General features: G+C 40.3%; 9 protein-coding genes. 4 read left to right on the forward strand and 5 right to left on the reverse strand.

All coding sequences use genetic code 11. From position 1 onward, the window contains the following. Positions 1 to 246: 246 nt before the first annotated feature. From msrA to OC25_RS10525, 3 genes are all read right to left on the reverse strand, one after another. Complete coding sequence (gene msrA / locus OC25_RS10510; RefSeq protein ID WP_039475490.1) at positions 247 to 735, reverse strand: peptide-methionine (S)-S-oxide reductase MsrA; 489 nt, start codon at positions 733 to 735, stop codon at positions 247 to 249. A gap of 308 nt (positions 736 to 1,043) precedes the next feature. Next, a complete protein-coding gene (locus OC25_RS10520; protein WP_039475495.1) occupies positions 1,044 to 1,922 on the reverse strand; it encodes a hypothetical protein in 879 nt (292 codons plus the stop codon). A gap of 2 nt (positions 1,923 to 1,924) precedes the next feature. Then, positions 1,925 to 3,172 carry a YdcF family protein gene (locus OC25_RS10525; protein ID WP_039475496.1) on the reverse strand — a complete coding sequence of 416 codons (1,248 nt, stop codon included), beginning with the start codon at positions 3,170 to 3,172 and terminating at the stop codon, positions 1,925 to 1,927. A gap of 324 nt (positions 3,173 to 3,496) precedes the next feature. Between OC25_RS10525 and OC25_RS10530 the strand changes: the two genes are divergently transcribed. Both OC25_RS10530 and OC25_RS10535 read left to right on the forward strand, forming a co-directional pair. Next, entirely contained in the window at positions 3,497 to 6,766 is a 3,270-nt protein-coding gene (locus OC25_RS10530; RefSeq protein WP_039475498.1) for a SusC/RagA family TonB-linked outer membrane protein, read from the forward strand. Between the two features lie 11 nt (positions 6,767 to 6,777). Beyond that, positions 6,778 to 8,304 (forward strand): RagB/SusD family nutrient uptake outer membrane protein, encoded by a 1,527-nt coding sequence (locus OC25_RS10535; RefSeq protein WP_039475500.1) that lies wholly within the window; start codon positions 6,778 to 6,780, stop codon positions 8,302 to 8,304. 65 nt (positions 8,305 to 8,369) lie between these two features. On the opposite strand, the gene OC25_RS26875 is transcribed toward OC25_RS10535, so the two are convergent. Beyond that, entirely contained in the window at positions 8,370 to 9,017 is a 648-nt protein-coding gene (locus tag OC25_RS26875; RefSeq protein ID WP_052266122.1) for a LexA family transcriptional regulator, read from the reverse strand. Between the two features lie 102 nt (positions 9,018 to 9,119). Between OC25_RS26875 and OC25_RS10545 the strand changes: the two genes are divergently transcribed. Both OC25_RS10545 and OC25_RS10550 read left to right on the forward strand, forming a co-directional pair. After that, the gene (locus OC25_RS10545) at positions 9,120 to 10,295 is read left to right on the forward strand and encodes a hypothetical protein (protein WP_039475502.1); all 1,176 of its coding nucleotides are present in this window, start codon (positions 9,120 to 9,122) and stop codon (positions 10,293 to 10,295) included. A 6-nt stretch (positions 10,296 to 10,301) separates the two neighbouring features. After that, entirely contained in the window at positions 10,302 to 11,126 is an 825-nt protein-coding gene (locus OC25_RS10550; RefSeq protein WP_039475503.1) for a HEPN domain-containing protein, read from the forward strand. Between the two features lie 33 nt (positions 11,127 to 11,159). On the opposite strand, the gene OC25_RS10555 is transcribed toward OC25_RS10550, so the two are convergent. After that, positions 11,160 to 15,197, reverse strand: a complete 4,038-nt coding sequence (locus OC25_RS10555; protein ID WP_052266123.1) for a hybrid sensor histidine kinase/response regulator — start codon at positions 15,195 to 15,197, stop codon at positions 11,160 to 11,162. Between the last annotated feature and the right edge of the window lie 88 nt (positions 15,198 to 15,285).

Genomic DNA, 15,285 nt, shown 5'->3' on the forward strand with positions numbered 1-15,285 from the left:
AAAATTGTAACTGTGATTTAGCCAATCCATACATATTGGAAAGTTCATGTACAGAGTGTTCTTCTTTGATTACCTTGTTGACTAAATCAAGTTTAAACTGATAGTCATATTTTTGTTTTCTACTCATAAAAAATGCCCCAAAAAGTGTCTAACTTTTTGGGGCATGTCCATTTTCGATGAGAAAATTGCCTTTTTGTTTTGGTGTATTTGTTGTAATTAACTCCAAACTCCGAGCTCCAAACTAATTTATAGTTTCCAGTCTGGCCTTTCAAAATGGCAGGTATAGCCGTAAGGGTTTTTCTGCAAATAGTTCTGATGTTCTTCCTCCGCATTCCAGAAAGCCGTTTCGGGTACAACCTCTGTCACAATTTTTCCCGGCCATATACCCGAGGCATCCATTTCGGCAATTAGTTCCTTCGCAGTAGCTTCCTGTGTTGGGTTAGCGAAAAATATAGCCGAACGGTAAGAAGTACCAACATCGTTTCCTTGTCTGTTACGTGTTGTAGGATCGTGGATCTGGAAAAAATATTCTAATAATTTACGGTATGATAAAATGGTAGGGTCAAAAGTAATTTCGATGCCTTCAGCATGCGTTCCATGGTTCCGGTAAGTAGCATTGGGCACATCACCACCGGTATATCCAACTACAGTCGAAATTACACCCGGATAATGGCGAATCAATTCTTCTACTCCCCAAAAACAACCGCCAGCTAGAATGGCTTTTTCAGTATTCATATGTATCTCCTTTTTCTATTGAATAAAGATACGGTGAAGATGTGTAAAAGGAAAGTAAAGAAGAAGCCGTGCGATGTCAACAATCTTGGGTGTTCGGTGAGGACACCAACCACTAGTGTAAAGGTGAGTAAGGTGGTCGGTGCGCCACCAGACAGACTCTATCGGTTGGTGGCGCACCAACCGAATAGCGCGTTTTTATATTGTATTGGTTGAAAGTTTGGATCAATCATATTCTCCAGTCCGTAGAGACGTTCCACTTAACTCTACGGACAGAATTCCCAACTCCAAACGCACCACTCCAAACTATATCACTTCCCGCCAAACGCAAAATCCATAAAACTTACATTGTTCTTGCGCGAAGAACTTACCGCAATGCCTTTATCGGCCTGGTTGGTAAAAGTAAAACCTTCCAGTTCATCAGGCTTATCGGTATCCACTACGCTCAAAACTGATTCATGCCCGGTGGAGATCGATTTTTCCAGATCGAGGAATGTTAACCGCCATTTGCGTCCTTCAATCTGGTTTTGAATTAATACCAGGATGCCCTTACTGGCAATGAAGTGGAGATTTTGCACCCAGGGTGAGCAGGTAAATTTTTGAACCACTACACCTTTTTCGCTGGTTTTAGTCGCTTTTGCCAAAGCTTGCGGATCAAGTAAGCGAACCTCATTGGCCTTGTTGCCATAATCGGCAGTAGCCACATACCATTTTCCTTTGTATTTTACATATTCTGGCCTTGCACCCTGTATGCAGGCATCGTCATCAATGGTTTGCAGCAAATTGCCATCTAATGTTCCGGTTTTTAAAAATCCATCCCAGTTAATGCAGTTAATTACCGCTTTCCACAACGTTCCTGATTCGTTTTGCCTTACCGAATTACCTACAAAAGTAGGCAAACCTTTATGATAGGCTATTCCGGTAGGATGCTTAATGGTGTTTTCGCCTTTTATGGTAAAACGGTATTCTTTATGCTGATAGCTTAACGAATCTTTTTCCAGTTTATATTCGCGCATTACACCAACTTCGCGATCGCCGTAGAGGAAATACCGGCCGTTTTGGTAGCTGATGCCCTGGCAGGCCCCCAGTGAATCGACGGTAATGTTTTTAGTGATTTTTCCGTCCATTTTACTGCTTTTGGCTACAAAGAACATGACCAACAGTACCAATATAGGATTTAAAATTTTCATGGCTAAGGGTCTAAAGGTTCGTCGAAATCAATTTGTAAGGAGGTTGTGTTTGGATAGAATTCTGATTCGGTATCACTCAATCGTTTCCCGTTCTGGTAAGGATAATAACCAAGCTCTTTTTTACAACGTTCTAACAGCACTGTGGTAATATAATAGCTTTGCGATTTAACGGTACTCACCATGGCGGGTTTATCAACAGGTATGCCGTAGCGGAACATCAGCCTTACGCAGTTACGCATGTTGGTAGTAGTATGGCGGGCATGCGGTTCCATAATGATAGCGCTTTCTGGTATTTGTAAGGTTTCTATCAGAAATTTTTTCATTTCGAACGCCTCGCTAAATTTGGTTTTATAGGGGTGTACGCGTCCGCCAGATACGACGATAAAAGGCGCCTGTCCTTTCAGGTACTGAATGGCCGCTAACCTGCAACGGATCATCCCTCCGGCACTTAAGGCAGTTTCTTTATCTTCAGGACCAGCCCCAGGAACCAGAATTACGCTATAGGGATATTTTTTCCAATCGGTTTTTTTAATCTGGCTAATGGCTGGCTGGTTAACCCCGCTAACCATGGGCTCATAATCGGCGGCATCATTTCTTTCATTCAGTTCTAAAGCCACCAGCGCAAAATTTAAGGCTGGTTCAAAAAACAATTCGTTTTGGCCTTGCAAAGCTAATGAGGCGTTTGCGGCAGTAAGCTCGGCATATTCTTTATCTTTTAAACTGAAACTAATCGAATCTATTTTGGGATAGTTGGGTTTATTGCCTGCTACATATACGCCAATGGTGTAATTTAAGGCATTGGCATCTTGTTCCCAGGCTTTTATAAGCAGGTTTTTAGGATTTTCATTAGTATATAAAGTATAACAGCCCGAAGCAATCAGGTGATTGCTTACCAGTTTTCCAAGTTCATTATTTTCTTTGTAACTGTTGCTTAACTCCTGGCTAATTGCTGTAATTTCTTCGGTACTAAACTTTAAAGCATTGGCATAGCAGCTAATATCGGCTTTGCAGGTCTTTAATGCCTCATTTACCTGTGCGCTTTTGGTATCGGCAATTTTTTTCAGCACGCTGTTTTCTTTCAGCATTTTATTCAGCTCTGGAAGCTGCTGGAAAAGGGTAAGCAGATAGTAGTTTTTATACTGTACCGCATTATTGCTTTTTATTAACTGATAAGCTTGTTCGGGTTTATGCTGCGCCTGTAAACCTTGCCACAACAGGCAAAGCATAAAAAAGGGATAGAAGACTTTCATTAAAATTTTTTGGGAGCGAAGTAACGCATCAGCTATTAAATCAGTATTAAGCAGATGTTATTCTTAAGCATAATTAAATCGATTTAGTAATGCTTGATGCAGAATTAATGTAAACTTAAAATAGCTCCCATGATCTTTGCATAGAGTTAACACAACGGATACATAGTGTTAAAAATACACCTCTACTTTTGTCGCCGTAGAACGCTCAGGAAACAAGTTGTTAACCTTTAAGGATAAGCCTATGTAAATGCATGATCTACATATCTGCCAAACAAAAACACAAACCCCAATACTATTTAAAAATTTATTACTAAGCACAAAAAGATGACATCATTTTTTTTCACCGCAAGCATGAAAAGTGCCTGCAGGAAATTGCTTTTGCCTGTTGGTTTGCTCGCTGCATGCAGTCCAGCCGCCATGGCCTCAGGCAATAGCAAATTAGTTCCGGCTACCGAGCTTAACAACCGTTTTGCTACCATTAACGGAACTGTAACCGACGAGAAGGGACAACCACTTCCAGGCGTTAGCGTTTACGACAAGCAAACCAAAAAAACAACTTCTACCGATGGTAACGGGAAATTCTCAATAGAGGCGAATAACGGCGCTACTCTGGTTTTTTCTTTTGTTGGTTTCGATACGCAGGAAGTTATCGTATCGGGCAACAAAACCATTAATATTAAACTTAAAGAAAGCAGTAACACCTTAAACGAGGTGGTAGCAATTGGTTACCAAAAGATCAGAAAATCGGATGTTACCGGAGCCATTAGCAGCGTTAAAGCCAGCGAACTAAACTTAACCTCACCAACAGTAGGGCAGGCATTAGTGGGTAAGGTTGCCGGTGTGCAGGTATCGCAAACCAGCGGTGCACCTTACTCAGGTACCAAAATCAGGGTAAGGGGTATTGGTTCTATCAATGCCAGTTCCGATCCTTTATATGTTATTGATGGTTATCCGGCAGGTAATAACGTAGCCATTAATCCTGAGGATATCGAAACTATCGACATTTTAAAGGATGCGGCTTCTGCTGCCATTTACGGTTCACGGGCATCTGGTGGGGTAGTGTTAATTACCACGAAAAGAGGTAAAGACGGTAAAGGCCATTTTGAATATGATGTGCAGGGTGGTATTTCTCAGCTGGCCAAAAAGGTAAAGCTGCTTGACGCCAATCAGTTTATACAATTATTGATAGACGGACGTAATAATGCCTACAAAGATTTATGGGTAAATGCCGGTAAAACCTGGAACGATGCTATGTATAGCGATAATAATGCTACACGGATTGCAAACGTAGGTAATGGAAGCAGTGTAAGTATCCCTGCTGATTTGTATAATTTTAGCACACAACAGGCTATTCCTGCGGCTTACAATACCGATTGGCAGGATGAACTGTACCGCAATGCAGCCTTTCAACGCCACAACCTTTCATTTAGCGGAGGTAATAAAGACGTAAAATACTTTTTAAGTGGCGGTTACCAGGATAACGATGGTATTGTAACCAACACCAACCAAAAGGTAATCAATTTCAGGGGCAATATAGATGGAAATGTGAGTGAGCGTTTACACGTAGGGGCCAACATTTCTTATACCCAAAATAATAACCGCGAGGTGAGGGAAGGTCGTTATGATTTGAGTCCGATGATGTCGGCGCTAATTTATTTGCCTTACCTGCCTGCAAGAGATGCAAACGGTAATCCGATTCAGTTTGGAATGGGGGCTTTGGCTTCGCAATACGGAATCCAAAATCCCGAAAATCCTCTGGCTACAGTAGAGCAGTTAAAAATTACAAGAAAAGGTGATAGAAGTACTTACAATGCCAATGCTACTTATAAGATTATTGATGGCCTTGATTTTAAAGCAAACTTAGGTACCCAAACTTATAGCGAAAAGTATGATTTCTATTTGCCAACCAGTTTAAGTAACGGTAATAACAGGCCATATTCTAACGAATCGATTGCTGCGGCTACTGCTGTTGCACAAAATTTAAAACAGATCGATCAGCTGGCTGAGTTTACCCTAAACTACAATAAAACCTTTGGTAAACATAAGCTGGATGTATTGGCCGGATATTCTGCACAGAAAACAACCAGCGATTTGATTAAAGTATCGGCAAAGGGTTTCCAGAACGATAATATTGGCGAGATCACCGATAAAGGTGCCGACCCAAGTTTCTTTGCTTTAGATGCAGCTTCTAAAACTGCCAATACGCTACTATCTTATTTTGGTCGTTTCAGTTATAACTATGCCGGTAAATATTTCTTAACTGGTTCATTCCGTCGCGATGGTTCTTCGCGTTTTGGTCCGCTAAACAAATATGGTAATTTCCCTTCTGTTGCTGCAGGCTGGAACCTTTCTGATGAAGATTTTTACAAAGATTTCTTAGGCGAGCGCTCTACCGTAAAATTAAGGGCAAGCTGGGGCTTAAGTGGTAACAACAACATTCCTAACTACAGAACAGCACAAGAAATGAGTGCACCGGGTGGTGTGGTGTTCGGTAATGCTATTTCTACAGCTATCTGGCCAAATGCCATCCAGGATCCTAAATTGGGTTGGGAGTCTACTTCCCAGTATAACTTTGGTACCGATATCGGTTTGTTCAATAACCGTTTAAATATTATTGCCAATTATTACTTAAGTTATTCGTACAATTTGTTGTTTAACCAGCCTATTTCGGCTGTTTCGGGTACTTCTTCTATCTTAACCAACCTGGCCGATAGTAAAATCAGAAACAAAGGTTTCGATGTACAAATTGATGGCCGCATTATTCAAAACCAGGATTTTACCTTAGGTTTAAGCGGAAACATTGCTGTTAACCGCAACAAAGTATTAAATATGGGTGGAGCCAGTACCATTTTAACCAATGGCGCCGAGCGTTCGTATTTAACACACATTACACAAGAGGGGCAGCCTGTAGGTATGTTTTATGGCTTTAAAGTATTGGGTCGCATTACAGCCGATAATTTAGGTAAAGTTGCACCTTCATCAGCTTCAACCAATCCTGCAAAAATTGGCGATTTGTATTTCCAGGATACCGATGGCAACGGAGTTGTAAACGATGCAGATAAAACGGTTATTGGTACACCATATCCTAAATTTACCTATGGTTTTGCTTTGAATACCTCTTATAAAACATTCGATTTAAGGGCATCATTTAATGGTTCGTATGGTAACCAGGTGTTAGATGGACAGGATTATTACCTGTATAATTTTGAAGGTTCGGGTAACCAGTATGTAGATGTAGCAGATCGTTACCGCAACGAAGCCAATCCGGGCAGCGGCTTAAACTACCGTCCTTCGCGTGCAGGTACGCAAAGTAACTCTACCCGTTTATCGTCATTTTACATTCAGGATGGCTCTTATTTCAGATGTACCAACATTACACTGGGCTATTCTTTCCCGAAATCGCTTGCTAATGCCATTAAATTAACTAACATCCGCATTTATGCAAGTGTTGATAATGCCTTTACCATAACCGATTATAAAGGTTATAACCCGGAGGTAGATTACAGTGGTGGTTCTAACTTAACACCTGGGGTTGATTATGGTAACTATCCATTGGCCAGGGCTTATAATCTGGGTGTTAAACTTACTTTTTAGAATTTAAGAAAATGAAAAAATATATTTTAGTTTCGGCTTTAAGCGTTGCAGTATGTTTAAGCAGCTGCAAAAAAGACTTTTTAGCGCAAACCAATCCAAATGCAGTTACGGTTGAAAATTATTTTAAAACCGAAAACGATGTATTGCTCGCTGTTAACGGTGCCTACCAATCGTTAAGGAGCAGTAACACCATGGGCGAGAACAGTGGTTTATTTACCGACGAACGATCAGACGATACCGGAAGAAATGATAACCAGAGTAATGCCGGCGAACCGTTCCAGTTTAACGATTTCTCTCTTTTACCCAGTAATTCGTACCTGAAATCGCATTGGCTGGCGCTTTACCAATCTATTACCCGGGCCAATGTAATCCTTTCTAATATAGATAAGGTTACTTTTACCAATGAGGCAAACAAGCAGAACTACAGTGCCGAGGCTAAATTTATCCGTGCAATTATGTATTTCGAGCTGGTAAGAAAGTGGGGAGCTGTTCCTCTGGTAACCAAACAATTAAATACCATTGATGAGGTAAAAGCCAGTACTTTCCGCGTGCCTGAGGCTGATGTATACAACCAGATTGTAGCCGATTTAAAAGATGGTTTAAACAGTAGCCTGCCAAACTTTCAACCCGAATCGGGTATTGGGCGTGTTTCTAAAGCAGCGCTTAATGCTTACCTGGGTAAAGTGTATTTAACTATGGCAGCTACCTTGCCCAATAACAAGGCCGAAAATTTAACCAATGCAAACACCTACCTGTTGGCCGCTTACAACATGCGTACTTTTGGTAACCTGAGCGAAATTCCATATAGCCAGGTTTTCGATGTAGCCAAAAAAACAACCTGTAAGGAATTGCTTTTTCAAATCGTATACAAGCAGGGCGATATTAACTACAGCTCGAGCATTGCAGCCAACAACCAGGCAAAAGGCGAAACCATCAATTCGCAAAAAGCATCAACTGGTATAGGAGGCAACCTTAAGCTTGATTTGGTTAATGAATATGAAACTGCCGATTTGAGAAAAGATTTTTCAATCAAGTATGCCAACGATGCCACGGTTAAAGATTGGTTTATTACCAAATTTCGCGATGCGAGCGATGCAGCTACTAAAAACGGCTACGGCGGTAACGATTGTATTTTAATGCGTTATGCCGATGTAATTTTAATGCTTGCCGAAGTAAATATGTTGCAGGGTAACGATGCAGTTGCCATTCAGTATCTGGATATGGTAAGGGCGAGGGCTGCAATGCCACTTTATGCTGTGGCTAAAACCGATGCTACTTATGCCGCAAAATTCCCGACGCTAAAATTGGCTATTTTGCATGAGCGCAGGGTAGAACTGGCTTTTGAGCACCAAAGATGGTTCGATCTGATCAGATGCTTTACTGCCACCGAATTGGTTACTTATTTAAAAGCCAAGCCACAAGCCTCGTACGGCATAGCCAAGCTGGCCAATGTAACCACAAAAGACCGTTATTATCCGATTCCTTTTGATGAGGTAAAACTTGATCCGGTTAAAATGTATCAAAACCCGGGTTACTAGACTTGCTATATAAAAAGAAAGCGGGCTGATTGAATTGATCAGCCCGCTTTTTCTTTTAATGTTGTTTAAATCGCATTCCGCGTAATTTTACCTTTAATAATATACAAGGTTTGAATGTTCTTTTTGTTAATAATGGTATCGCCTTTAAAATTAGGGTTTGATGAGCGCAGAATTATTTTAGCCGAATCGGGGTGTTCGAAAACCATTTTAATGGTGCGCAGGCTATTGCTCTCCTCATCGGTCATTACCATATAAGCTTCGCCCCATTGTAAAACATCATAATTGGTAATTTCTTTTACGGCTATAATTTCGCCCGAAGCATATTTTGGGTACATGCTATCACCATATACCGGTAAATAGGCTGTACAATCGTTAAAAGGTCGGTAATTTACCAGGTACTCTGCCTGTTCTTCTTCTACAATAAATTTATCGGTATCTTCTAAACTGAGGTTAAAATAAGGCACACCTTCTTTGCTAGGGGCTACAATGGGCGGTTTTTTTAAAACAGGTTCGCCAATGCCATCTTCCAGCCAGGCTAAGTTTACGTTGAATTTTAAGTTTAACCTATCTTTAACAGCATTGGATACATTTATCCTTTCCCTTAAAATATCTGATAAAGAACCTGGCTGGATATTCAGGGCCAACGCAAAATCTTTTTGGTTCTTAAATCCCAATAAATCAATTAAAGTTTTTAAGCGCTGGTTTTCATTCATAGGATAAAATGTTGATAAGTTTTATGTATTTATAGTAGTTTTACTTATTTCTATTTACTAAATTTGTTAGTAAAGCTAATATATAAATTAAAAAGAACAATTATGGAAAGCTCAGCAAATTTTGTAAACGAGAGCCGGTCTTTTTTAGCGGCCATAGCAGATTTTTTTCGCGATTACACTATTGCAGACCGGATCGATTTTTTAGATAACTGGGTAAACCCCATTTCAGTTGATGAAGCCTTGATTCAAAAAAACGAGCCTGCAGCACTTTTCAATTTTTATGAGCAATTGCTTAAGCTTTTAAATGGCGCTGAAACTGTTTTTAAAGGTAGTAAGCAAGATCTTGTTTTCTTCGAAGCCATACAAATGGACGTTACAGAATTAAAAAAGGAAATGGTTTTGATTCAATATCAAGCCAAACACCTGCTTAAAAACGAAATGACAAAACCAAGGCAGGCTTTTGTGGCTATATTTTTCTTTTATGATGCTGCGCATTATCAGTTAAATTATAAAGACTGGCTGCAGGCAGCACTGGCAGGCAATACGGATGAAGATTGGAACGAGTACACTTATCCGGTTTACCAAAACACAAAAAAAATGCTCGAGGCCTGCTGGTTAATCCACGAAAGGGTAATTAGTAAAAACAGCAACCGGAGTATTGATTATCATTATGATTTAGCTGTATTTGAAAATACTTCGCCTTTATGTTTAACTGAAATGCTCGAGGCCAATCCCTTTGGAGTAGTAGAGTCTTTTTTTAATCTCGATGATTTGGCAGGCCATAAAACTTACCTTAAAAACTGGTACAAGGCTGCACTGGGTAAAGAGGATAGCGTGCGTAACGCTGCAGATTATTTTTTTGTGTATAACCAGTTTACCCAATTGCTTTATGCCGGCTACCTGATTGCTACCCGTAAACTTTTTTACGATATAAATGGCAATACATTAACCACACTGCTGAGCTCCAATAAAGCAAACCGCATTACAGATGGCCATTACCATGCCGGCCAATATGAAATAAATACACTGCCTGTGCGCTATGTAAATAATCCGTACCGTTTTATTGAGCTCTTTTTTGTACCCGAAAAAATTAAACGACTGCGTTTAGGATTATTAGAATGGCTGTATGCTGCTTTCAGTACCCAAAACAGCATTAAACTGATGGATAAGGAATTTCTTTTTGAACAATACGAAACCTTACTGATGCTTACCGAAGCATTTTTCCTGATAATTACCCAGCCATTTTCGCCTGCATTGCTTACCATACCCGGCGAATAAATAACCATGAGCCGTAAAAATATACATTTAGCAATAGCAAATGATGCAGATTTAGCTGCGCTGATAAAAGGTATATGTGCTGTGGTACAGGCAGCGTATATTTTTTGCTATACCGAAATTTTTGCCGAAAAGGTACTTAATGAATTGCTTATTGTGGTACCCAATAAGCAGGTGCGTATTTTAAACGAACTGGTCCCGGTACTTAATATTGTGTTTAGTAACCAGCAGAAATTTAGCTACAGGCTTTTTCATGAGCACGAGGTTAAACAGGCTTTGCAAAACGGCAGTTTGTTTTTCAATCAGCTGTGTAAACCTCAAAACTGCCTGTTTAACCGTTCTACTGATCTTTTTAACCAGGGGAATATGGATGGTAACTTACTTGCCCAACAGGTTAAAAGTACTTACACTACAGAATTAAATAAAGCCAATGATTTTTTAGCAGGGGCAAAATTCTATTTAAAAAGGCAAAACCTGCCGCACTGTGCCTTTATGTTGCACCAGTTTTTTGATTTGAGCTACCGAGCCATTGAGCTTTTGGTTATGGGTGCCGAAAAAAAGACGCACCGCGTACAAGTGCACCAAAATTACATTAAGCCTTATGTACAAGGCCTGTCCACACTCTTTAAACCGGGCAACGAAGCCGATATTTATCTGTTGTACTTACTCGATGAAGCCTATCTGGCAGTACGCTATGAAAACAATTACCAGATCACAGAAACCGAAATAAAGGCCTTGTTTGAAAAAGGCAGGCTACTTGCTCACCTTGCAAACCGGGTTTACCAGCGGGTTTTGAATAATTATTTTGATCGGGAGATAAACAATTTACGTTAAATACAATGATGTTGATCATTGTATTGCCTTATTTTAATCTTCGTTTATAAACTCACTCGGCGTTTTGCCAAAATGCTTTTTAAACTCCGAACTAAAGTATTTACGATCGTTAAAACCTACCGAATAAGCAATTTCCGAAATATTACCTGCGCCTTGTTTCAATAACTGTGCGGCGCGTTTAATGCGTATCGATTTAATAAAGTCGTTAACCGAAAGATCGGTAAGTGCCCTTATTTTTTTGTACAGTACCGGTTGGCTCATGCCAATTTGCGATGATAGGGTAGGCACATCAAATTCAGGATCAGCAATCCGATCTTCAATAACTGTGATAATTTTGTTCAGGAAATTTTGCTCGGTGGTATTAATCACCAGGTTTTTAGGTTCGAGCCTTACCACCTGCGCAAATTTCTGCCTGATGGTTTCGCGTGCGCTAAGCAGATTTTGTACATTCAGTTCGAGAATTTTGAGGTTGAAGGGCTTCATGATGTAAGCATCGGCACCCTGCTCAAAACCATTAATCTGGTGTACATAAGCCGAACGGGCTGTGAGCAATACCACGGGGATATGACTGGTTCTTTCGTCGGTTTTAAGCTTGCGGCACAATTCCAGACCATCCATAACAGGCATCATTACATCGCTGATAATTAAATCGGGAATCACTTCCTGCGCCAGTGCCAGGCCTGTAGCTCCGTTTTCGCTTTCGTAAATGGTGTAAGTATTGCCCAGCGCATTTTTAATAAATGCCCTTACGTCTTCGTTATCCTCTACCAGTAAAATACTGTATTTTTTGGTGCCGGCAGATACTACAGTTTCTGCTTCCTGAATCTGAGCTTCGGCAGTAACCGGGAGTTCGTAGTTGGTAGCATCATCATAATACACATAATCTTTTACAAAATCGGCTGGTTTAAAATGTGCTTTGCCGGTTTTTAAATTTACGGTGAAACAGGTAGCACCATGTCGATTTTCGCTCTGAGCCATACTTTCGAAAGTAATTTCGCCATGATGTAGCTCTACAATGCTTTTAGATAAGGATAAACCTAAACCCGTACCAATGCTGGTTGTGGGGTTTGCCTGGTAAAAATTGGTAAATAAACCGGCCTGATCGGCAAGCGCAATCCCTTTGCCATTATCGCTCACCATAATTTGTACCCGGTTATTTTCCTGACTGATTTTTAAACTGATTTTACCTTTATCTGGCGTAAATTTAAAAGCATTGGAAAGCAGGTTAAATAACACTTTCTCCAGTTGAACTTTATCAAAATAAAGTTTAATATCGGGCTGCACAGTTTCAAAACGGTAATCGATGCTTTTGGCAATGGCAATATTCTGGAAAGCCAGGAATATCTCCCGGCAGAATTTTACAATATCTCCGGGGCTAATGTGCAGGGTCATTTTTCCGCTTTCTGCTTTTCTGAAATCGAGGAGCTCGGTTACCAGGTTCATTAAGCGGTAAGCATTGTTTTTAATGGGCTGCAGCTCGCGGTTTAACGATGGATCGTCTTTGGCATTTTCGATCAGTTTATCCAATGGGCCTACAATCAGCGTTAAAGGCGTGCGTATTTCGTGCGAGATATTGGTGAAAAACTCGAGCTTATGCTCGTTAATTTCCTTTTCTTTTTTCAGTACGGCCTTAATCAGCAAATAACGGATAAATACAAACGATATGGCAATAAAGGCTGCCAAATAAAACAAATAAGCCCACCAGGTACGGTAAAATGGTGGTAATACGGTAATATCGAGCGTACTTATGGTGTTGGTCCAAACGCCATCGTTGTTGGTGCCTTTAACCATCAGGGTATATTGACCCGGCGAAAGGTTGGTGTAGGTAGCCGAAGGTACATCTACATAGTTCCAGTTTTTTTCGAAACCATTGAGTTTATATGCATAATGGCTTTTATTCGATTTAATGAAATTAAGGACAGTAAAATCAACTGAAAAAACGTTCTGATCGGATTCAAAAGTAATGGCCTGTAAGGTGCTGATATTCTGTTTCAGCAGGCCATCTCCGCTGTTTAAAGCAACAGGTTTGTTAAAGAGTTTTAAGCCTGTAAAAATTACAGGTGGAGTAGTTTTGTTTTCTCTGATCTGGTTGGGGTAGAAACTGATCATGCCACTCAGGCTACCAAAGAAAAACTGACCTTTACTGTCTTTTAAAAACGATTTGTAATTAAATTCATTACCAGGTAAGCCGTCTTTAATGTTATAAACCTTAAAGGTATGTAATGCCGGGTTATACTTACACAGGCCTTTATCGGTAGTAATCCACAGGTTTTGAAAATCATCTTCCAGAATTCCCATTATGGTATTACTTGGCAGGCCATCCAGTAAGCTTAGCCGCCTATACTGGTGCTTTTCGGGGTTTAGTTGAAATAATCCATTTCTGGTGGTACCAATGAGCAGAGAACCGGCTTTATTTTCGGTGATACAGCTGATTTCGTTATACCTTAAAATTTCGGGATTGCCAGCTACGCGGATTACAAATTTAGTTGCACCGCTTTTTAACTGATAAAGCCCCGAGTTGGTAGCTACCCACAGTGTTCGCTTGCTGTCTTCGAAAATGTAAAGTACAGCATCGGCACGGCCATTTACCCGGTTGCGGATAAATTTACCCGTTTGTGTATTAAAACTGTTTAAACCGCCGTTGGTTCCTACCCAGAACCTTCCGAAACTATCTTCAAAAACAACCGTAATTTCATCGTTGCTTAATGAAGAAGTGTCGTTTTTATGCTTGGTATAGCGTACAAAACTTTTGGTTTCGGGGTTAAAAAGGTTTAGCCCGCCATAATGTGTGCCAATCCAGACTTTATTGTTTTTATCGCGGATAACCGATTTTACCAGATTGGCGCTTAGGCTTGCCGGATTATTGGGGTTGTTTTTGTAGCGGGTAAAAGTATTGCTTTTCCTATCGTAGTAATTAATGCCTTCACCTTCAGTAGCAATCCACAGGTTCTGGTGCTGATCTTCCATGATTGAGCTCACTACATTGCTGCTGAGGCCATTTGATGTGGCAGTACTGCGATAAACCTTAAAAGGCGTATAATTAGGATAAACCATATTGATAGCGCCATAATAAGTTCCAACCCAGATAATACCCTGACGATCCTGAAAAATATCGTAAACCGAATTCTGACTTAAACTGGATGGATTTTCGGGCTCATTTTGTAAAGTGCTGAAACTTTGGTTTGCCGGATTATAGATATTGATGCCGTGTAAGGTACCAATCCACAGTTTGCCTTCCTGATCGAGCATAATTTTACGCACGTTATTGCTGCTGATACCCTGGGGGTTAAGGCTCGAATATTTATAATTGGTAATATTTTCGGTGCTTAGGTTGAGCTTACTTATACCACTTTGTTTAGTGCCAATCCAAAGGTTGTTTTCGCGATCTTCAACTATGGTGGTAATGTGGTTATCGATGGCTTTAGCGAGTTCGTCGCTATAGGCCTTAAAATGTTTGTAAATAACCCGGTTTCCGCTAAAGCGCATATTCATTAAGCCATTGTCTGTACTTAACCACAGGGTACCATTGTGATCTTCGGTAATGGTATAAATTTGTAAACGTTGTTTGTTTTGGTATAAAAATCGCTTAAAGCGATATCGGGTAGTGTCGGTTAGTAAATTTAGCCCGTTTGCCGTACCTACCCAAACCCTGTTTTTTTTGTCCTGATAAATGCAGAATATGACATTGTTGCTTAAACTGCCTGCATCTTTATCATCGTGTTGATAACGGTCAAAATTATCGTCCTTTTCATTGTATTTATTCAGCCCATTTTGGGTTCCAATCAGTAGCGATCCGTTTTTAAGCGATACTATTGAAGAAAGATAGGAAGAAGTACTCAGGCTTTTTTTATTGCCTTTTTCGCTGTTGTAGATTTTAAACGTTTGCGAATCGTATTTGTTGAGTCCAAAACGTGTACCGAACCAGAGAAAGCCCCGGGCATCCTGGGCAATTGAGAGTACCGAGCTTTGCGAAAGTCCGCTCTCTACATTCAGGTGTTTAAAAGCGTATTGGTCTTGTGCTTTTCCTGCTATAGCGGAGAGTGCAAATATAAAGAAGAGCAGGGCTTTCATGTTCACAAATACAGGGATGGTTAGCTTAATGTTATTAAATGTACAACTCTATTTTTATTATTAAAATCAAATTGGCTTAGCACCGGCA

It is taken from the genome of Pedobacter kyungheensis (assembly GCF_000812965.1).
In the GTDB taxonomy this organism is placed as follows: Bacteria; Bacteroidota; Bacteroidia; order Sphingobacteriales; family Sphingobacteriaceae; genus Pedobacter; species Pedobacter kyungheensis.

Bases quoted from the DNA above. Each gene is read 5' to 3' on its own strand.
- OC25_RS10520 (WP_039475495.1), bottom strand. From the start codon at position 1,922: ATGAAAATTTTAAATCCTATATTGGTACTGTTGGTCATGTTCTTTGTA.
- OC25_RS10550 (WP_039475503.1), top strand. From the start codon at position 10,302: ATGAGCCGTAAAAATATACATTTAGCAATAGCAAATGATGCAGATTTA.
- OC25_RS10535 (WP_039475500.1), top strand. From the start codon at position 6,778: ATGAAAAAATATATTTTAGTTTCGGCTTTAAGCGTTGCAGTATGTTTA.
- OC25_RS10525 (WP_039475496.1), bottom strand. From the start codon at position 3,172: ATGAAAGTCTTCTATCCCTTTTTTATGCTTTGCCTGTTGTGGCAAGGT.
- OC25_RS26875 (WP_052266122.1), bottom strand. From the start codon at position 9,017: ATGAATGAAAACCAGCGCTTAAAAACTTTAATTGATTTATTGGGATTT.
- OC25_RS10530 (WP_039475498.1), top strand. From the start codon at position 3,497: ATGACATCATTTTTTTTCACCGCAAGCATGAAAAGTGCCTGCAGGAAA.
- OC25_RS10555 (WP_052266123.1), bottom strand. From the start codon at position 15,197: ATGAAAGCCCTGCTCTTCTTTATATTTGCACTCTCCGCTATAGCAGGA.
- msrA (WP_039475490.1), bottom strand. From the start codon at position 735: ATGAATACTGAAAAAGCCATTCTAGCTGGCGGTTGTTTTTGGGGAGTA.
- OC25_RS10545 (WP_039475502.1), top strand. From the start codon at position 9,120: ATGGAAAGCTCAGCAAATTTTGTAAACGAGAGCCGGTCTTTTTTAGCG.